The organism is Arthrobacter cupressi, from assembly GCF_900099975.1.
GTDB lineage: Bacteria > Actinomycetota > Actinomycetes > Actinomycetales > Micrococcaceae > Arthrobacter > Arthrobacter cupressi.
Genome location: NZ_FNEI01000005.1, coordinates 237,383 through 255,657, shown reverse-complemented (window position 1 = coordinate 255,657; position 18,275 = coordinate 237,383). Strand labels below are relative to the sequence as shown.

Below are 18,275 nucleotides of genomic sequence, written 5' to 3'. Positions count from 1 at the left end.
GTCGCGGGTATGGGTGGGTGGTCGGTGTGTTTTCGGCCGGTGGGGCTGGTCCATTCGAGGACCCCGGCCCCGGTTTGCCGGGGTTTCCATCGTGAGTGGTGCTTGAGCATGTGGTGGCGCCGGCAGAGTCCGGCGAGGTTGCCGGTTTCGGTGGGTCCGCCCAGTGCGGCGTCGTGGGTGTGGTCCAGGTCAAGATCCCGGGCTTTGATTCCGCAGCCGGGGAAGCGGCATCTGGTGTCGCGGGCGGTGAGGAGGCGTTTGAGGTCTTCGCCGGGCCGGTACCTGTCCACGGCCAGCACAGCTCCGGAGACCGGGTCGGTGAGGACCCGGTTCCAGGCGGTGGCCTGGCCGGCGAGGATGATGGCGGTGGAGGGGTCGATGGGGTGGCGCCCGTCCAGCTCGGCGGGGACCTGGTCGTACCGGATCTGTGTGGACGGGTCTTCGGTGGCCCGACTCTGGGCGGATGGGGCGCCGGAGGCCCCGGCCTTCACGGTGGTGTCCATGGAGGCGGTGGGGTGGCCGCCGGACAGATTCGGCCCGCAGGACGGGTCCGCCGTCTCGATCAGGGTCAAGACGGGGACAGTGACATCCACACGGGCGGTGATCGCTGCGAGGAGACCGTCCGGGGTGTCGTGGCCGGCGGGGGCGCCGCGAAGCAGCAGGTCCGACAGGAGGTCGGCCCGGAGCTGGTCAATGCTGCATTGATCGGCGGTGCGCTGGTTGGTGCAGCGTTGATCGGTGCGCTGATCGGCGGTGGGCTGGTTGGTGCTGCATTGATCGGCGGTGCGCTGGTTGGTGCAGCGTTGATCGGTGCGTTGGTCTGTGGTGCACTGGTCAACGCCGCAGGTAGTTTCGGTGGTCCGGTCGGCTGCTGCTGCGTGTTGTTGTGCCAGGTCGGCGTGCGTCTTGGCCATTTGGGTGAGGCGGTCGTGGATGCCGTAGGCCACGGCTGCGGGCAGGACGGCGGCGAGTTCGGCCATGCCGTCGGGCAGCGGGTTCACCCAGACGCGCCGTTCTGCGCTGGCGCGTTCATGCCGGGCGGCCAATGGTTCGGGCTGGGCTTTCTCGGCTTCCCGGACGGCCAGGCGCCGCACCCGGCCGGGGGCTTGCTGTTCCGCGCAGGCCACCACGACGGCCTCGTACCGGGACAATGCGGCAGGGTCGGCGAGTGCTGTCCCGGCGTCCTGGATCACGCGGGCATGTGCCAGGCTGATCCGGCCGTGCGCCAAGGCACGGAACGTCAAAGGGAACCGGTCGAGGAGTTCGACGGCCTGGCCCATCTGTCGTTGTATGGTGCGGTCGTTCGCGCGGGTCGCCGTGGCGATCTCGGCTGCGACGGCACGCTGCGCCAGCTCTGCCGCGTCCCACCGCCCTGCGTCCTTGAGCCCCGGCGGTACCGCGCCGGCGCCCGGCGGCAGCGCGCCGCCGTCGTGCATGTCCTCATCGGCCAGCACCTCCGCGACGCGGGACGCCAGGGCCAACGTGTACTCCCGCAAGGCCTGCAAACCTGCGATCGCCGACTCCACGGACTGCAAGGTAGAGACCAGTCCATCAAGCACCAGCAAGGGATCGGTCACCGCGTCGGTTCGCGGTGCCCTCTCCTCCAAAGCAGTGGTGATCTCCATGAACCCATTCAAGCAAGGGGGTCCGACATTTTTCCGACGGCGAGAGCTCCTCCGGAGCGCTATCTTTCGGCCGGCCCCTGGCGCTGATGCCAGGAGGCAAAATGTGCGGCGAGATGCGCCGGCGGTGTCAGCGCCCGGCCCGGACCCGTCCGGTGCGCGCCCGCGCCCAGCGGCCACCCCGCCGTCATGCGCCTGCCCGAACACTGCCGGTCAGCGCGCCGCCCGGTACCGCCCCGCAAAGCAGTGCCCACCGCCCGCCCAAACACGGCCCCGCCGCATCGAACCCGTGCCGCAGCCCGGAAGACACGCGTTAGTCCGTAACCAAGTCTTAGAACAGCCCCACCGCGTTGCCGTCCGCGTCCACGTCCATCCGCATCGCGGCGGGTTCCTTGGGCAGGCCGGGCATGGTCATGACCGCGCCGGTGAGGGCCACAATGAAGCCGGCGCCGGTTTTCGGGATGAGGTCCCGCACGTGGATGGTGAAGCCCTTGGGCGCGCCGAGGACCGTGGCGTCGTCCGTGAAGGAGTACTGGGTCTTGGCCATGCACACGGGCAGGCCCGCCCAGCCATTCCTCCGGATGTCCGCCAGCCGCCGCTGCGCGGGAACGGAAAACTCGACGCCGTCCGCACCGTAGATCTCCTGCGCGATGGTCCGGATCTTGCCCTCCACGGACAGTTCCAGCGGGTACAGGTGGCGGAAGGACGACGGCGACGCGACCGCAGCGGCGACCTTCGCCGCGAGCTCGTCGCCGCCGTCGCCCCCGCCGCCCCGGCCCCACACATCGGCGACCGCCGCCTGGACGCCCTCCCGGGCGCACCAGTCCAGGAGCCAGTCGAGCTCCGCGGCGGAGTCGCTGCCGAAGCGGTTGATGGCCACCACGGGCGTAATCCCGAACTTCTCCACGTTGTGCAAGTGCCGGCGCAGGTTCTCGACGCCGGCGGCGAGGGCTTCGGCGTTGGGTTCGGTGAGCTGCTCCCTGGGGACTCCGCCGTGCATCTTCAACGCCCGGATGGTCGCCACGACCACGACGGCGGAGGGAGCCACATCGCCGATCCGCGCCTTGATGTCCATGAACTTCTCCGCGCCGAGATCGGCCCCGAAGCCGGCCTCGGTGACCACGATGTCGGCCAGCTGCCGGGCGGTTTCAGTGGCGATCAGGGAATTGCAGCCGTGCGCGATGTTCGCGAACGGCCCGCCGTGCACCAGGGCCGGCGTTCCCGCGATCGTCTGCACCAGGTTCGGTTTGATGGCGTCCTTCAGCAGCAGGGCGAGGGCGCCCTGGATGCCAAGGTCCGCCACGGTCACCGGCGAGCGGTCGTAACGGTATCCGAAGGTGATCCGGCCCAGGCGCTCCCGCAGGTCCGCGAGGTTCCGGGCCAGGCAGAACACGGCCATGATTTCCGAGGCCACGGTGATGTCGAAGCCGTCCTGCCGGGGCACGCCCTGCACGGGGCCGCCGAGCCCGATCACCACCTCGCGCAGGGAGCGGTCGTTCATGTCCATGACCCGCTTGAAGGTCATGCGCCGGGGATCGATGCCCAGTTCGTTGCCCTGGAAAATGTGGTTGTCCACGAGGGCCATGAGGGCGTTGTTCGCCGCGGTGATGGCATGGAAGTCGCCGGTGAAATGCAGGTTGATTTCGTCCATCGGCAGCACCTGCGAATAGCCGCCGCCAGTGGCGCCGCCCTTCATACCGAGCACCGGGCCCAGCGACGGTTCCCGCAGCGCAATCATCACCTTGTGGCCGGCCCGGGCCAGCGAATCGGCCAGGCCCACGGTGGTGGTGGACTTTCCTTCGCCGGCCGGGGTGGGGGACATCGCCGAGACCAGGACCACCTTTCCCGGGGCCTTGCCCGGCCGCGGCGTGAGCTTGGCGGGATCGATCTTGGCCTTGAAACGGCCGTAGAGTTCCAGAGCTTCGGGCGGGATTCCGGCTTCCGCGGCGATCTCCTCGATCGGCCGGAGCGTCGCTTTGAGGGCGATCTCGAGATCGCTCATGCTTCCAGGAGCCTTGCTTTCAGACATCATTGTCCTTCCGGTCCGGAACGGCCTGCTATCCAGCTATGTCCGGAATCTACCAGCCGGCGCGCCGGACAAGCGAAGGCGGCCACGCCGTTTCACGCCCCCGGCAACACCAGCCCGCCCACCGCGGCCTGGTAACTGTCCAGGCTCCGCAGCGCCGTCCGCTGCCAGCCGAAATCTTCTGCGTGGACTGCGGCGGCCCGGCCCATGTCCTGCCGGGTCTGCGGGTCGTCGTACAGGGCCTCGAGGGCGTCGGCCCAGTCCGCCGGGTCATGCCCGTCGACCAGCAGGCCCGTGCGCCCGTGCTGCACTGCCCGGCTCAGCCCGCCCACCTGCGTCGCCACCACCGGGGTGCCGCACGCCTGTGCCTCCAAGGCCACCAGCCCGAAGGACTCACTGTAGGAAGGCATCACCACCACGTCCGCTGAACGGAACCAGCCCGCCAGCTCCGGCGCGTCCACCGGCGGGCGGTGCGTGACGACGTCGTCCAGTCCCGCCTCGCTGATGATGGAACGGAGGTTGAAGTCCTTCGCCCCGCTCAGGGCCCCCAGGACGGTGAGTTCGAGATCGATGTCCGGGCGCCGTGCCCGCAGCAGCGCGACGGCGGCCAGGAAGACCTGCGGGCCCTTCAGCCGCTGGATCCGGCCGGCGAAGAGAAGGTGGAAACTTCCGGGCCGTACCCCCAGTTCGCGCCGGGAGCGGCTCCGGAACGCCGGGGTGAAGACGGACAGGTCCACACCCGGCGGGGCCACGTCGATCCGGTCGAAGTCGGCATGGTAGTGGGACACCAGTTCCTCGGCTTCGGCCGCGGTGTTGGCAACCAGCCGGGCGGCGCCGTCGACGATCCGCTGCTCGCCCTCCTCCCGGCGCCGAGGCTCCGGACGTTCGCCGGAGGCCAGGACCAGGTTCTTCACCTTCGCCATGGTGTGCATGGTGTGCACCAGCGGAACGCCCCACATGCGGGAGAGTTCCAGCCCCGCCACGCCCGAGACCCAATAGTGCGAATGGACGAGGTCGTAGCGTCCGTGCGGCTGGCGCTGGCGGATCTTTTCGATCTGGACCACCATGGCGTGCAGCAGCTCGGGGAGGTGTTCCTTGGGCAGTTTCCGGGGCGGGCCGGCCAGTACGTTGTGGACGCAGACCCCGGGCGCCGGATGTTCAATGGCGGGCTGCCCGTCCACGGTGGACCGGGTGAAGATCTCCACCTCCACACCCTGGTCCGCGAGCGCCGCGGCCAGGTTGCGGATGTAGACGTTCATACCGCCCGCGTCGCCGCTTCCGGGCTGTTCCATGGGGGAGGTATGCAGGGAAAGGAAGGCCACACGGCGGATCAGGGACACGCCACACCTCCTGCACAACACTCTCTGCCGCAGGCGGCGGAACCGCACCGGCCCGAACAAACCCCTGCCGAAGAAAACACTACTCCTGCCACCCGGGGCGGCGTAGTCTGCCGTGCATGGAGGCACGCCGGGAACACAACGGCCGGGAGCATTTTGATCCCCTCGCCGCCGTGCGGCCCGCCGGAGCAGCGGACGACGGCGGCTGCGACCTGCTGCTGAGCGGAACCGTCTTCCAGGACATCATTTTCACGGGGCTGGGGCAGCGCCCCGAGCCGGGAACCGAAGTGTGGAGCCAGGGGATGGGAAGCTGCCCGGGCGGGGTCGCGAACCAGGCCATCGCGGCGGCCAGGCTCGGGCTGCGCACGAGCCTGGCCGCCGCTTTCGGCGATGACGGCTACGGCGACGTGAACTGGAAGATCCTCGAAAGCCAGGAAGAGGTGGACCTCTCGCTGTCCCGGCGCTTCGCGGGCTGGCCTTCGCCGGTGACGGTGTCGCTGTGCGTCGAACAGGACCGTTCGATGGTCACCCATGGCTTGCCGGCACCCTTGAGCGGATCGGAACTGATCGGCACACCGCCCAGGGCGCTCGCCGCCGTCGCCGACCTCGCCGAGGAAGCCGAGCCCTGGGTGCTGGCCGCGCACGGCGCCGGGGTGAAGATCTTCGGCGACGCCGGCTGGGACCCGAGCGGGGCCTGGTCGGCAAAACGCCTGGAGCAGCTGGGCTACTTCCACGCCTTCATGCCCAACCAGCGCGAGGCCATGGCGTTCACCGGAACGGACAACCCGTGGTCCGCGCTGTACATGCTGGCCGAGCGGGTCCCCGTGGCGGTGGTGACCCTGGGCGCGCAGGGCGCCATGGCGGTGGATTCCGAAAGCGGCGAGGAGGAATGGGTGCCGGCCCTGCCCGTGACAGCCCACGACCCCACGGGGGCAGGGGACTGCTTCGGCGCCGCCTTCATTGTCGGCTGCCTGGCCGGCTGGCCGCTGGGGGACCGGCTGCGCTTCGCCAATCTCTGCGCCTCGCTGTCCGTGCAGGAACTGGGCGGCTCTTTCTCGGCTCCGGGCTGGGGGGACATCGCCGACTGGTGGCACCGGGCCAACGCCCGGCCCGAACGCCAGTCCAGCCAGTGGCTCCGGCGCTTCGCCTTCCTCGAGGACATTGTCAGCAGGGTCCCTGACGGGGCACTCCGCCGCTCCGCGCTGCGCCCGCCGTCAAGCGCGCTCCCCGCCCAGCATTAGAATCGTTGGGTGAGCTACGAAGTATCCGGACGCCCTGATTCTCCAACCCCCTCCGTCTTGGAACGCTCGGCCGTCATCGATCTCGAGGCCATCAGGCATAACGTCCGGCAGTTTGTGGCCATCGCATCCCCCGCCAAGGTCATGGCCGTGGTGAAAGCCGATGCCTACGGCCACGGCGCCGTCCAGGTGGCCCGCGCGGCCCTTGACGCCGGGGCCCGCTGGCTTGGCGTGGCCCACATCTCCGAAGCCCTCGGGCTCCGTGCCGCAGGCATCGACGCTCCGCTGCTCGCCTGGCTGCACACCAGCGAAAGCAACTTCGCCGCGGCAGTGGCCGCCGGCGTCGACATCGGGATCTCCGGCTGGGAACTGGACGCCGTGGTGGCCGCCGCCCGGGAACAGGAGCGTCCCGCCCGCATCCACCTGAAGGTCGATACAGGCCTGGGCCGCAACGGCTGCACCATCGACGACTGGGACAAGCTGCTCGGCAAGGCCATGGAGCACCAGGACGAGGGCCTGCTGCGGGTGGTGGGCATCTTCTCGCACCTCGCGGTGGCCGACGAACCGCATCGTCCGGAAACTGACGAACAGCTTGCCGTGTTCCGCGAGGCGCTGGCGATGGCCGAGGATTCCGGCGTGGACCCCGAGGTGCGGCACATCGCCAACACCCCGGCCACGCTGTCCCGGCCGGACGCGCATTTCGACCTCGTCCGGGTGGGCCTGGGCTTGTACGGGCTCTCCCCGTTCGACGGCCAGCCTTCTTCCGAACTTGGCTTGCGCCCGGCCATGACCGTGCGCACCCTGCTCTCCAACTGCAAGCGCGTCCCGAAAGGCCAGGGGGTGTCCTACGGCCTGAAATACCGCACGGAAGGCGAAAGCTCCCTCGGGCTCATTCCGCTGGGCTATGCCGACGGCGTTCCCCGGGTGGCCACCGGGGGTCCGGTCCGGATCAAGGGCACCAGCTACCCGGTGGTGGGACAGATCGCCATGGACCAGATGGTGGTCGACTTCGGCGACCTGGACCCGGAGCAGGCCGCAGCGCTGCCCGGCTCGGAGGTGGTCATGTTCGGTGACGGCGCCGACGGCGGCCCGACGGCGGACGACTGGGCCGCGGCGGCCGGCACCATCAACTATGAGATCGTCACCCGCATCAGCCCGCGCGTTCCGCGCAGCTACATCAACGAGCTTGCGCCCGTGGAAGGGGCTGCGCTGTGAGCCTGGAGAATCCAGTGGACCAGGGCAGCGGCCCGTCCTGGGAGCGTTCGGTCAGCATCCCGACCGCGGATGGCACCCACGCGCTCGGCGCAGCCCTGGGGCGGGTGCTGGAGGCGGGGGACCTGCTGGTGCTCACCGGCGAGCTTGGTGCCGGAAAGACGACCTTCACCCAGGGCCTCGCCGAAGGCCTGGGCGTGCGTGCCGGGGTCATCTCACCCACCTTCGTGCTGGTGCGGATCCACCCGAACCTGCCGGACGGTCCGCGCCCCGGCGGCCCGGACCTGGTGCACGTGGACGCCTACCGCCTCGAATCTGCCGCGGAAATCGACGACATCGACCTGGAAAACACCATGGACTCGTCCGTGACGGTGGTGGAGTGGGGCCGCGGCCGGGTGGAGCACCTGGCCGAAAGCCGCCTCGACGTCGAACTCCACCGGCCTGTTGGGGGAGCGGCCGGCGAGGCGGCTGCCGGAGACGCCGTCCTGGACTTCGACACCGACGATGACGACGAACCCCGCGCCATTGTGTTCCGCGGCTTCGGTCCGCGCTGGGCCACCGTGCCCGACGTCCTTGCGCCCGCCCTTGATGGGGCCACCGCCCTTCACGAGGCTCCCGCTCTTCCGGAGGAGAACAACTGATGCTGATCCTGGCCATCGACACCTCGGCCGTGGCAAGTGCCGCCCTCATCTCCGACGACGCCATGGAGGGCGTGGTGGATTCCTTCGCCACTGAGGACACCCGCAGCCACGCGGAGGTCCTTGTTCCCGGCATCGAGCAGTTGCTCGCCGGTGCGGGCGTCAGTGGAGCGGACATCGACCTGATCGTCACCGGCGTGGGCCCGGGCCCGTTCACCGGCCTGCGATCAGGGATCGCCACGGCCCGCACCCTGGCCTTCGCCTGGAACAAGCCGCTGTACGGCCTCATGAGCCTGGACGCGATTGCCCTTGAAGTGGCCGAGTCCACCGGCGCGCCCGCCGAATTCCTAGTGGCCACCGATGCCCGCCGTAAGGAGGTCTACTGGGCCCGCTACACCCTGCTCGACGGCCAGCTTCCGGAACTCGCGGACGGCCCGCACGTCGGCTTCGCTTCCGAACTGCCGGACCTTCCGGTGTACGGCGCCGGCGCCGGGATCTACGCCGACGTGGTCAAAGCCGACGAGGACTTCCAGGACACCCAGCCCAGCGCGGCGTCCCTCGGCCAGTTCGCCCTCGCCCTGCTCTCCGCCGGCCGGGAGCTGCCGGACTCCACCCCGCTCTACCTGCGCGAATCGGACGCGCAGGTGCCCGGACCCCGGAAGCGTGCCCTGTGAGCGCCCCCGAAGAGTTCCTGGCGCCCGCCCGGCTGCCGGCGGGCGTGGTGCTGCGGGACATGAACGACGGCGACCTGGCCGCCGTCGAACGGCTGGAACGCCGGCTGTTCCCGGTGGATGCGTGGCCGCTTCAGATGTTCATCGACGAGCTTTCCCAGCCGGAAACGCGCCGCTATGTGGTGGCCGAAGCCGACGGCGGGATCGTGGCCTACGCGGGGCTGATGTGCGTCCAGCCGATCGCGGACATCCAGACGATCGCCGTCGTTCCCGAATTCGAAGGCCGCGGCATCGGCTCGGCCGTGCTCGCCGAGCTGATCGCCGAGGCACGCCGCCGCGGCGCGGACGACGTCCTGCTGGAAGTGCGGGCGGACAACCCCCGCGCTCAGCAGCTCTACCTGCGCTTCGGCTTCACACAGATCCACACCCGGCCGCGCTACTACCGTGACGGCACGGACGCCCTCATCATGAGGCTGCCACTCACCGAAGGACCCACCACAGAAGGACCCACCGCGTGAACTCCGCCCCCGCCAGCGACCCCCGCCAAGCCGGCCCGCTCGTCCTCGGGATCGAATCCTCCTGCGACGAGACCGGCGTGGGCATCGTCAGAGGCACCACCCTGCTCAGCAACACGGTCTCCTCCTCCATGGACGAACACGTGCGCTTCGGCGGGGTGATCCCGGAGATCGCCTCCCGCGCCCACCTCGACGCCTTCGTGCCCACGCTGCAGGAATCCCTGCGCACCGCCGGCGTCACCCTGGAGGACGTGGACGCGATCGCCGTCACCTCCGGACCCGGCCTGGCCGGAGCCCTCATGGTGGGTGTCTGCGCCGCCAAGGCCCTGGCCCTGGCCAGCGGCAAACCGCTGTACGCGATCAACCACCTGGTGGCGCATGTCGGTGTCGGGCTGCTGGACATGCCCGAAAACCGCCTGCCTGAAAAGCGCTTGCCCGAAAACCGCTTGCCCGAAAACCTTGGCGCACTGCTGGTGTCCGGCGGACACACGGAGATCCTGCGGATCCGCAGCATTACCGACGACGTCGAATTGCTGGGTTCCACCATCGACGACGCCGCCGGGGAAGCCTACGACAAGGTGGCCCGGCTCCTCGGGCTCGGCTACCCGGGCGGGCCGGCCATCGACAAGATCGCCCGGACCGGAAATCCCAAGGCGATCCGCTTCCCGCGCGGTCTCAGCCAGCCCAAGTACATGGGCACCGCGGAGGAACCCGGCCCGCACCGCTACGACTGGTCATTCAGCGGACTCAAGACCGCCGTCGCCCGCTGTGTGGAACAGTTCGAGGCACGCGGCGAGGAGGTCCCGGTGGCGGACATCGCGGCTGCCTTCCAGGAAGCGGTGGTGGACATCATCACCTCGAAAGCCGTGCTGGCCTGCCGGGAGAACGGCATTACCGAGCTGCTGCTGGGCGGGGGAGTGGCGGCGAACTCGCGGCTGCGGGAACTGACGGGGCAGCGCTGCCGCTCCGCCGGGATCACCCTGCACGTTCCGCCCCTGCAACTGTGCACCGACAACGGTGCCATGGTGGCCGCCCTCGGTGCCCAGTTGGTGATGGCCGGCATCGCGCCGAGCGGGGTTGCCTTCGCCCCGGATTCCTCGCTGCCGGTCACCACGGTCTCGGTATAGGTCTCAGCTGACCTTGCGCCGGTAGGCGGACGCCGCCAGCGCGTAGGCGAAGCCCAGGAGGCCCAGGCACCACGCCAGCGCGATCCAGAGGTCGTTGCCCACCGGCTGCTGGGCGAACAGCGCCCGGATGGAGTTCACGATCGACGTCACCGGCTGGTTCTCCGCGAACCAGGCCACCGGGCCGGGCATGGTGCCGGTGGGCACGAAGGCCGAACTGATGAACGGCAGGAAGATCAGCGGGTAGCTGAACGCGCTCGCGCCGTCGACAGTCTTCGCGGAAAGCCCGGCGATCACGGCCAGCCAGGTCAGCGCCAGGGTGAACAGGACAAGGATTCCGGCGACCGCGAGCCAGGCGCCCACGGATGCTCCGGTGCGAAACCCCATGAGAAGGGCAACACCGACAACGAGCGCCACCGAGACGAGGTTCGACACCACCGAGGTCAGCACGTGCGCCCAGAGCACGCTGGAGCGGGCGATCGGCATGGACTGGAAGCGCTCGAAGATGCCGCCCTGCATGTCCAGGAACAGCCGGTAGGCGGTGTACGCGATGCCGGAGGCGATCGTAATCAGCAGGATGCCGGGAAGCATGTAGTTGATGTACGAGCCGCCGGATCCGGTGTTGATCGCGCCGCCGAGCACGTACACGAACAGCAGCATCAGCGCGATCGGCGTGACCGCCGTGGTGATGATCGTGTCGGGGCTGCGGAGGATGTGGCGTAGCGAGCGGCCCGTGAGGACGCCGGTGTCGCCAAGGATGTGCGTGGTCATCGTGATGCCTCCTTCTTTTCCTGTTCTTCAGCTTCCCCAGCCGGTTCCCCGACGAGCGCCAGGAAGACGTCCTCAAGCGAAGGCTGCTTCTCGACGTACTCGACCTCGGCCGGCGGCAGCAGTCGCTTGAGCTCGCCGAGCGTGCCGTTCTGGATGATCGTGCCCTTGTGCAGGATCGCGATCCGGTCGGCGAGATGCTCGGCCTCGTCGAGATACTGCGTGGTGAGCAGCACCGTGGTGCCGTGGCCGGCCAGTTCCTTGACGGTCTGCCACACCTCGATGCGCGCCTGCGGGTCGAGGCCGGTGGTCGGTTCATCGAGGAAAATGACTGGCGGGTTGCCGATCAGGCTCATCGCAATGTCGAGCCGGCGCCGCATGCCGCCCGAGTACTCGGCGGCCTTGCGGCCGCCCGCCTCGGTGAGCGAGAAGCGTTCCAGTAGTCCGTCCGCGATCGCGCCCGGATTCGCCAAGTGCCTCAGTTTCGCCACCAGCACGAGGTTTTCCCGGCCGGTGAGCACTTCGTCGACGGCGGCGAACTGCCCGGTCAGGCTGATCGATTCGCGCACCTCGCCGGGGTTCGCCCCGACGTCGTGGCCGAGAACCGTCGCGGTTCCAGCGTCGGCCTTCAACAGCGTGGAGAGGATCCGCACGAGCGTGGTCTTCCCCGCGCCGTTTGAGCCGAGCAGGGCGAAGATGCTGCCCCGCGCGACCTCGAAGTCGACGCCCCGCAGTACCCGCAGGTCCTTGAACGATTTCTCGATGCCCTGTACCCGGATGGCTGTAGTTGTCATGATCCTGCCTCCTTCCTTTTCGCGTTCTCGACCGCCTCGATGAGGCGGGCACGTTCCTTGTCGATCCAGCGCTTTCCGCCGTATGCCTGGGCGAAGGTTTCGGCGAATTCGACCGGATCCTCCCCGACGATGTCGGCCACCGGTGTGCCGTCGACGGCGGCGCGCTCCCAGAGGTCGGCGAAGTCGGCGAACATCTGCACGATGGTGTCGCCGTCGGTGACACCGCCGTAGTACATGAGGTACCGGTTGAAGGCGTTGGCTGCGCCGAGGTAGGGCTCCGGCAGGGCATCCAGGCGTGCCTTCGCCTGCTTGTACTGCTTCTTCTGCTCGAGCGGGCCGGTGAGTGCTTCGATCCATTTGGCGGCCATGGTCATTTCTCTCCCTTGATGTGGTCGGTGATGTGGAGCTGCGCGATGCGTTCTGCGAGGAAGCTCCAGGTCCTCCAGAACTCTTCGAGTTCCTGCCTGCCCTGCCCGTTGAGCGAATACACCTTGCGCGGCGGTCCCTTCTCGGACGGCCGCTTCTCGACGTCGACAAGACCCTTCTGCTCGATCCGGACCAGCAGTGCGTACACGGTGCCCTCGGCGATGTCCGTGAAGCCCTGGTCCCGGAGCAGGGTGGTGATCTCGTAGCCGTAGGCCGCTTTTCCGGTCAACAGGGCGAGGACGATGCCTTCCAGAGTGCCCTTGAGCATCTCCGTCATCTGCTTGCCCATCGGCCACCTCCTAACTACTTGGTGTTACTAACTACTAGTACTCAGTGTTACTAGCTACCAGTGCATAGTAGCGCTAAGTAGTGGAAGCGCAAGGGGCTTAAACGCCGAAGTCGCCGGAGGCCTGCGGGGTCGCCGGAAAATTCCAGCGACCGGGCAGCTCTCCGGCGACTCCGGTGCGAAAGGGGGAGGGGTTTAGCCGGCCCGCATCTGCTGGACGAGGTCCAGGACCACGGCCTGCAGGTCGCCGTCGTGCTCTGCGGCGACGCGGCGCTGGCGCTGGTAGCCGGCACCTCGGGCGATGATTTTCCCGACGTCGGCCAGTTCCTCTTCGCAGCCGAGCTTCGCTGCCACCGGGGCCAGGCGGACCAGGGTTTCCTTGAGGTGGTCCGTGACCAGCTGCTCGTTGCCCTCGGCGTCCAGGATGATGATGGCGTCCATGCCGTAGCGCGCGGCGCGCCACTTGTTCTCCTGGACGTGCCAGGGCGGCATGGTGGGGATGGTGCCGCCGTTGTCCAGGATCATGGCGAATTCGTGCACCAGGCACTGGGTCAGCGCGGCGATCGCGCCCACTTCCTCCAGGCTGGCCAGGCCGTCGCAGATCCGCATCTCGATGGTGCCGAGGTTCGGCACGGGGCGGATGTCCCAGCGGATTTCGGACAGGGTATCGATCACGCCGGTGGTGAACATGTCCTGCACGTAGGACTCGTATTCTGCCCAGTCCGGGAACTGGAAGGGCAGGCCCGCGGTGGGCAGCTGCTGGAACATGAGGGCGCGCTGCGAGGCGTAGCCGGTGTCCTCGCCGCCCCAGAACGGGCTGGAGGCGGACAATGCCTGGAAGTGCGGGAAATAGTTGACCAGTCCGTCGAGGACCGGAAGGACCTTGTCCCGGCTGTCCAGGCCGACATGGACGTGGACCCCGTAGATGACCATCTGCCGCCCCCACCACTGGGTGCGGTCGATCAGCTTGGCGTAGCGTTCCTTGTCCGTGACGGGCTGGAGCTGCGGCGGGCTGAAGGGGTGGCTGCCGGCGCAGAACAGTTCCACGCCCATGGGGTCGGTGATTTCCCGGACGGCCTTCAGGGAACGGGCCAGGTCTTCCTTGGCTTCGCGGACCGTGGTGCAGATTCCGGTGACGAGTTCCACGGTGTTCAGGAGCAGTTCTCGCTTGATGTGCGGGTGTTCGTCGTCCTCGTTCAGCTCGGGATGCTGTGCGGCGACGCCCCGAAGGACATCGTTGGCGACGGAAACCAGTTCGCCGGTGCGCCCGTTGACGAGCGCGAGCTCCCATTCCACTCCCAGGGTCGACTGCCTGGATGAAGCGAAATCAATCTGCACGAAGGTCCCCTCTAGTGTGTCCAAGTCCCCCGGGCCATGCCCACTGCGGGGCCCCTCAGCGGATGCACCAAGTCTAGTGCAGCAAGGGGATTCCTCCGCCGTCAGGAGTAATGCGAAGACAATCCAACCCCTTGCTAATGAGAATGATTTGCATGTAGGCTGAAGCAATGCATCTTTCCGTTGTCAGTTCCCTGGACAGCCGCTGCCGTGAAGCTGCGGCCGCCCGGCTCGACCAGGGGCATCCCGATTCCGTCACCGTCTTCCACGACCTCCTCGATGGCTCCCTGGTTCTGCGCCGGATCCTCCGCGGCGGCCGCCTGCTGGAGCAGGCGGAAAGTGTCCTGGAGCACGGCTGCCTCAGCTGCACCGTCAAGCTGGACGTTGTGCCCACCGTCGAGCGGCTGGCCGGCCTCGGCTACCAGCATGCGGTGCTGGCGCTGCCGCCGGGGGTGTCCGTGGAAATGGCCGTGGCGGAACTCGGGCACGGACTCGGCGCGGCCGTAGTCATCGACAACGCAGTCCTGGCCATTGATCCCGCCGAGCTCGAGGACCACATCTGGGACAAGCACACCCTGTACGAATCCGGCTTCACGGCCATTCCGGACGATAACCGGACCAGCGGCGAATTCCTTATCGGAGAGCTCGCCCACGCCGACACCGTCCTGGCCCATCCGGGCGTGGGCGCCGCGCTCGCCGCAGGGGACCGGGAACAGGGAGAACCCTGGCGGCAGGGCACCGAACTGCTGGCACAGCTGGCCCCGCACGCCGCCGTCGTCGGGCCATCAGGGACGTTCCGTCCCGGTTGCTACGACGGCAGCGAGGCGTTGGCGCGGACACGGCGAGGCTCGGTGCGGGTCCCGCTGGAGAGCGAATCCGGCTGCTTCCTCACAGTCCTTCACAAGGTGGAGCGGCCCCTGCATCCGGGCCGCTTCCGGGCGGCGCTGCCGCAGCTGGCGGCCGGATCGCACTGGATGCGTGGCCGCCTGTGGATCGCGTCCGCCGCCCGGACCCGGATTGCGGTCCAGGGCGTGGGCCCGCGGGTCTGGCTGGAAAGCACCGGCCAGTGGATCGCCGACCAGGAGGCGCCGGTGCCGGCCGGGATGTCCGACGTCGACGCCGCCCTCGACTGGCATCCGCGCTTCGGCGATCGCGGGACGGTACTTGCGGTAACCGGGCGCGGCGAGGACGTGGACGCGGCGGAAATCCGCGAACTGCTGGATGGCTGCGCACTCAGCGAAGAGGAGATGCTGCGGGACTTCCGGGAACTGGAGGATCCGTTCGAGCTCGAAGCCACCCTCTAACAGAAGCCACCCTGTAACAACTGCAATCGAAGGAGAAACATGAAGGTCAGGAACTCGCTGCGCGCATTGAAGAAAATCCCGGGCGCCCAGGTGGTGCGGCGCCGCGGGAAAACCTTTGTCATCAACAAGCTGAACCCGCGCTTCAAGGCTCGCCAGGGCTAGCGTCCGGCGGCATGGGGGCGGCCGGGGCACCGATCGCGGAGCCCCGGCCGTTGGGCACGGCTTACGCTAGGTCTACAGCCCCGCGATCCAAAGGAAGTTCCCGTGCCGATCCTCAACAAGGACATGACCCTCTGCATCTCGCTCTCGGCCCGGCCGAGCAACAACGGGACGCGGTTCCACAACTTCCTGTACGAGAAACTCGGCCTGAACTGGATCTACAAGGCCTTCGCCCCCACGGACCTCGGCAACGCCATTGCAGGCGTGCGGGGCCTGGGCATCCGCGGCTGCGCGGTGTCAATGCCGTACAAGGAGGACGTGATCGCCCTGGTGGACCGGATGGACGCCTCCGCCTCGGCCATCGACTCCGTCAACACGATCGTGAACGATTCCGGCGTGCTGACCGCCTACAACACGGACTACACGGCAATCGCCCAGCTGATCGAACGCAACGCCATCAGCCCGGACTCAACGGTGCTCCTGCGCGGTGCGGGCGGCATGGCCAAGGCCACCGCCGCCGCTTTCCGCGACGCCGGATTCACCAAAGTTACCGTCGTGGCCCGCAACGAAGAGACCGGCCGGGCGCTCGCGGATCTCTACGGCTTCGCCTGGCAGGCCGAACCGGGTGACAGCACCGCGGACGTCATCGTCAACGTCACCCCGGTCGGCATGGCCGGCGGGCCCGACGCGGCCGCGCTGTCCTTCCCGGAGACTGCCGTCGCCGCCGCGCAGGTAGTGTTCGACGTCGTCGCACTCCCTGCCGAAACGCCGCTCATCAAGGCCGGCCGCGCCGCCGGCAAGACGGTGATCAGCGGTGCCGAAGTCGCCACCATCCAGGCCCTCGAGCAGTTCGTCCTGTACACCGGCATCACGCCGAGCGCCGAGCAGGTGGCCGCGGCGGAAGCGTTCGTCCGGGAGCAGTAAGGCGGGGTTCCGGTTCAGACCGGTTCGACGACGACGGCGGTCCGCTCGTCGCCGATCCGGGTCAGGACCAGCGTGGCGGCTTTGCCGGGCTTGCCTTTAGCGGCGGATTTCGACTTTGAGGCACCGGGCAGCAGTTGCTTGCGGAGTTCCTCGGGCGTAGTGGATACGCCGCGCTTCTTGATCTCCAGGGTGGTGATGCCCTGCGCCTTCACCCAGGCTTTGAGCACCTTGACGTTCAGCGGCATGGTCTCGAGGACCTTGTAGGCCCGTGCGAACGGCGTGTCCGCCAGTTCGGGGGCGCAGATGTAGGCGATGTGCTCGTCGAGCAGGTGCCCGCCAAGGCGGAGCGCGAGGTCTGCCACCAGGCCGGCGCGGATCACCGCGCCGTCCGGCTCGTACAGGTAGCCGTCCACGGGCCCGATGTCAGGAACCGGGCCGGCGCCGAAGTCTTCGGCGCTGGTGATCTCGGCGGCGCCGCGCGGGCCAAGCAGCAAGGCGGCGCGGCGGATTCCCGGACGGGCCACCTTGTTGAACCACAAGGTCACCTCGGTGACGTCCCCGCCCACCGAGACCCACTGTGCCTCGCAGCCCGCGGGGACGGAATCGTGCGGCATGCCGGGACCCATCTTGACGCCCACGGACTTGCCGGACGCGGCCAGCGACTCCACGAAGGACAGGGGCGGCGAGAATTCCTCCGGATCCCAGATCCGGGTGGTTCCCGACGTCGAGGTGGTGCGCCGTGCCGGGTCCAGCCACACGCCGTCGATCCCGTCCAGCGGCACCGAGGTGGCGTCCGCGTGGACCACTGAAGCATGCGGGAACGGCATCAGGTTGATCGTGGCGCAGGCCGCCGTGGTCTCATCGAATTCGACGGCGGTGACCGGGATGTCCAGGGAGGCCAGGGCCATCGAGTCGGCGCCCAGGCCGCAGCCCAGGTCTGCCACGTGGGAAGTGCCGGCGGCGGCGAAACGTTCGGCGTGGCGGGCGGCCACGGCCAGGCGCGTGGCCTGCTCCAGCCCGGCCTGGGTGAAGAGCAACTGCCGGGCGAACTCGCCGAACTTGGCCTCGGCGCGGGTCCGCAGCCTTGACTGGGTGAGGACGGCGGAGACCAGTTCGGGGGAGTGCCCGGCCTTCCGGAGGCTCGAGTTCAGCGCCAGGGATTCGCTTTCACGGTACGGACCCAGGGAGGCGAGCAGTTCCCAGCCTTCGGTGGTCAGCAAGGGGGCAATCTGGTCCTGGGGGGCCGTGGCGTTCGGTGCCTGGGGGCTGTGGGGCATGCCATCCAGCCTACTTGCCGTGCCGCCGTGGAATCCCCTCGGGTTCCCTGCTGCGCGGGCGGCTGCGTGGTCGGAAGGCTAGGGTTGAATGCATGGAAGACAGCATTAGCCGCCAGTCCGAAGACCCTACTCCGACCTCCCGCCAGGGCCGCAGGATTCCTGCCCGGCTCGCCGCCTATGCGCGTCCCGCCGTCATCGCCGGCGTTTCGGTCGCGGTCGTCTGCGTCGTCCTGCTGATCATCGTCTTCTTCCTCGATTCCTTCAACGCCGCCGCCTATTCGATGACCGGAAAGAGTGTCCAGGACGCCACCGAGGAAGCCCGGGAGATCCGCGAAAGCTACTCGGGGGTCCGGATTGGTGCGCTCGTTGTGCTGGTGCTCTCCGCGGTCGCAGCCCTGGCCGGGGGAGTGGTCCTCTACCTGAACCGCGGCGCCGCGCAGGAAGGCGACGAGGAGAACGGCGAGGACGTGGATTTCGAGGACCTGGCCGGCCAGTGAATCGTTCCGCGGTCGCGGCCGGGAGGCTGCGTCCGTTCACCAAGGACGAAACGCTGGCACTCACCTTGACCGAGTGCTAACGCTTGCATAGAGTCTGAGTTAGCACTCTCCCATGGAGGGTG

At 68.4% G+C, this 18,275-nt stretch carries 19 protein-coding genes; 10 read left to right on the top strand and 9 right to left on the bottom strand.

Annotated features, from left to right (window positions below):
• The 3 genes from BLP88_RS08485 to mshA form a co-directional block, all read right to left on the bottom strand.
• A partial coding sequence (locus tag BLP88_RS08485) for an HNH endonuclease signature motif containing protein (protein ID WP_074588409.1) occupies positions 1-1,625 on the bottom strand: 1,625 nt, incomplete at its 3' end.
• 328 nt (positions 1,626-1,953) lie between these two features.
• Complete coding sequence (locus BLP88_RS08480) at positions 1,954-3,651, bottom strand: formate--tetrahydrofolate ligase (protein WP_074588445.1); 1,698 nt, start codon at positions 3,649-3,651, stop codon at positions 1,954-1,956.
• A gap of 92 nt (positions 3,652-3,743) precedes the next feature.
• Positions 3,744-4,988, bottom strand: coding sequence for a D-inositol-3-phosphate glycosyltransferase (mshA, locus tag BLP88_RS08475; protein ID WP_074588407.1), 1,245 nt, complete (start codon positions 4,986-4,988; stop codon positions 3,744-3,746).
• 116 nt (positions 4,989-5,104) lie between these two features.
• On the opposite strand from mshA, the gene BLP88_RS08470 reads away from it, so the two are divergent.
• Genes BLP88_RS08470 through tsaD form a run of 6 tightly spaced genes read left to right on the top strand, consistent with a single transcriptional unit; the run spans position 5,105 to position 10,386 of the window.
• Entirely contained in the window at positions 5,105-6,226 is a 1,122-nt protein-coding gene (locus BLP88_RS08470; RefSeq protein ID WP_074588406.1) for a carbohydrate kinase family protein, read from the top strand.
• Between the two features lie 9 nt (positions 6,227-6,235).
• Positions 6,236-7,438, top strand: a complete 1,203-nt coding sequence (gene alr / locus BLP88_RS08465) for an alanine racemase (RefSeq protein WP_074588405.1) — start codon at positions 6,236-6,238, stop codon at positions 7,436-7,438.
• A 2-nt stretch (positions 7,439-7,440) separates the two neighbouring features.
• A complete protein-coding gene (tsaE, locus tag BLP88_RS08460) occupies positions 7,441-8,076 on the top strand; it encodes a tRNA (adenosine(37)-N6)-threonylcarbamoyltransferase complex ATPase subunit type 1 TsaE (RefSeq protein ID WP_218872189.1) in 636 nt (211 codons plus the stop codon).
• Positions 8,076-8,747 (top strand): tRNA (adenosine(37)-N6)-threonylcarbamoyltransferase complex dimerization subunit type 1 TsaB, encoded by a 672-nt coding sequence (tsaB, locus tag BLP88_RS08455; RefSeq protein WP_074588404.1) that lies wholly within the window; start codon positions 8,076-8,078, stop codon positions 8,745-8,747. Before tsaE ends, tsaB begins: the two co-directional genes overlap by 1 nt.
• 59 nt (positions 8,748-8,806) lie before the next feature.
• Positions 8,807-9,262 (top strand): ribosomal protein S18-alanine N-acetyltransferase, encoded by a 456-nt coding sequence (rimI, locus tag BLP88_RS08450; protein WP_074588443.1) that lies wholly within the window; start codon positions 8,807-8,809, stop codon positions 9,260-9,262.
• On the top strand, positions 9,259-10,386 hold the full coding sequence (gene tsaD, locus BLP88_RS08445; protein WP_074588402.1) for a tRNA (adenosine(37)-N6)-threonylcarbamoyltransferase complex transferase subunit TsaD: 1,128 nt from the start codon (positions 9,259-9,261) through the stop codon (positions 10,384-10,386). Before rimI ends, tsaD begins: the two co-directional genes overlap by 4 nt.
• A 3-nt stretch (positions 10,387-10,389) precedes the next feature.
• On the opposite strand, the gene BLP88_RS08440 is transcribed toward tsaD, so the two are convergent.
• From BLP88_RS08440 to BLP88_RS08420, 5 genes are all read right to left on the bottom strand, one after another.
• Positions 10,390-11,154: an ABC transporter permease gene (locus BLP88_RS08440; protein ID WP_074588401.1), complete on the bottom strand. Its 765-nt coding sequence runs from the start codon at positions 11,152-11,154 to the stop codon at positions 10,390-10,392.
• Entirely contained in the window at positions 11,151-11,945 is a 795-nt protein-coding gene (locus BLP88_RS08435) for an ABC transporter ATP-binding protein (RefSeq protein ID WP_074588399.1), read from the bottom strand. The genes BLP88_RS08440 and BLP88_RS08435 overlap by 4 nt, the downstream gene beginning before the upstream one ends.
• Positions 11,942-12,313, bottom strand: a complete 372-nt coding sequence (locus BLP88_RS08430) for a DUF1048 domain-containing protein (protein ID WP_074588442.1) — start codon at positions 12,311-12,313, stop codon at positions 11,942-11,944. The genes BLP88_RS08435 and BLP88_RS08430 overlap by 4 nt, the downstream gene beginning before the upstream one ends.
• A 2-nt stretch (positions 12,314-12,315) precedes the next feature.
• Entirely contained in the window at positions 12,316-12,660 is a 345-nt protein-coding gene (locus tag BLP88_RS08425) for a PadR family transcriptional regulator (protein ID WP_074588398.1), read from the bottom strand.
• 192 nt (positions 12,661-12,852) lie between these two features.
• The gene (locus tag BLP88_RS08420; RefSeq protein WP_074588396.1) at positions 12,853-13,995 is read right to left on the bottom strand and encodes a glutamate--cysteine ligase; all 1,143 of its coding nucleotides are present in this window, start codon (positions 13,993-13,995) and stop codon (positions 12,853-12,855) included.
• A gap of 167 nt (positions 13,996-14,162) precedes the next feature.
• Here BLP88_RS08420 and BLP88_RS08415 point away from each other — a divergent pair, with 167 nt between their 5' ends.
• From BLP88_RS08415 to BLP88_RS08405, 3 genes are all read left to right on the top strand, one after another.
• Complete coding sequence (locus tag BLP88_RS08415) at positions 14,163-15,296, top strand: GTP-binding protein (protein ID WP_074588395.1); 1,134 nt, start codon at positions 14,163-14,165, stop codon at positions 15,294-15,296.
• 39 nt (positions 15,297-15,335) lie between these two features.
• Positions 15,336-15,458: a type B 50S ribosomal protein L36 gene (gene ykgO / locus BLP88_RS08410; protein ID WP_074588393.1), complete on the top strand. Its 123-nt coding sequence runs from the start codon at positions 15,336-15,338 to the stop codon at positions 15,456-15,458.
• Positions 15,459-15,560: 102 nt separating this feature from the next.
• Positions 15,561-16,379, top strand: a complete 819-nt coding sequence (locus BLP88_RS08405) for a shikimate 5-dehydrogenase (protein ID WP_281186789.1) — start codon at positions 15,561-15,563, stop codon at positions 16,377-16,379.
• A gap of 14 nt (positions 16,380-16,393) precedes the next feature.
• Here the strand turns inward: BLP88_RS08405 and BLP88_RS08400 are convergent, their stop codons facing one another.
• A complete protein-coding gene (locus BLP88_RS08400; RefSeq protein WP_074588390.1) occupies positions 16,394-17,656 on the bottom strand; it encodes a THUMP-like domain-containing protein in 1,263 nt (420 codons plus the stop codon).
• Between the two features lie 92 nt (positions 17,657-17,748).
• Here BLP88_RS08400 and BLP88_RS08395 point away from each other — a divergent pair, with 92 nt between their 5' ends.
• Complete coding sequence (locus BLP88_RS08395) at positions 17,749-18,153, top strand: hypothetical protein (RefSeq protein ID WP_218871812.1); 405 nt, start codon at positions 17,749-17,751, stop codon at positions 18,151-18,153.
• Positions 18,154-18,275 lie beyond the last annotated feature (122 nt).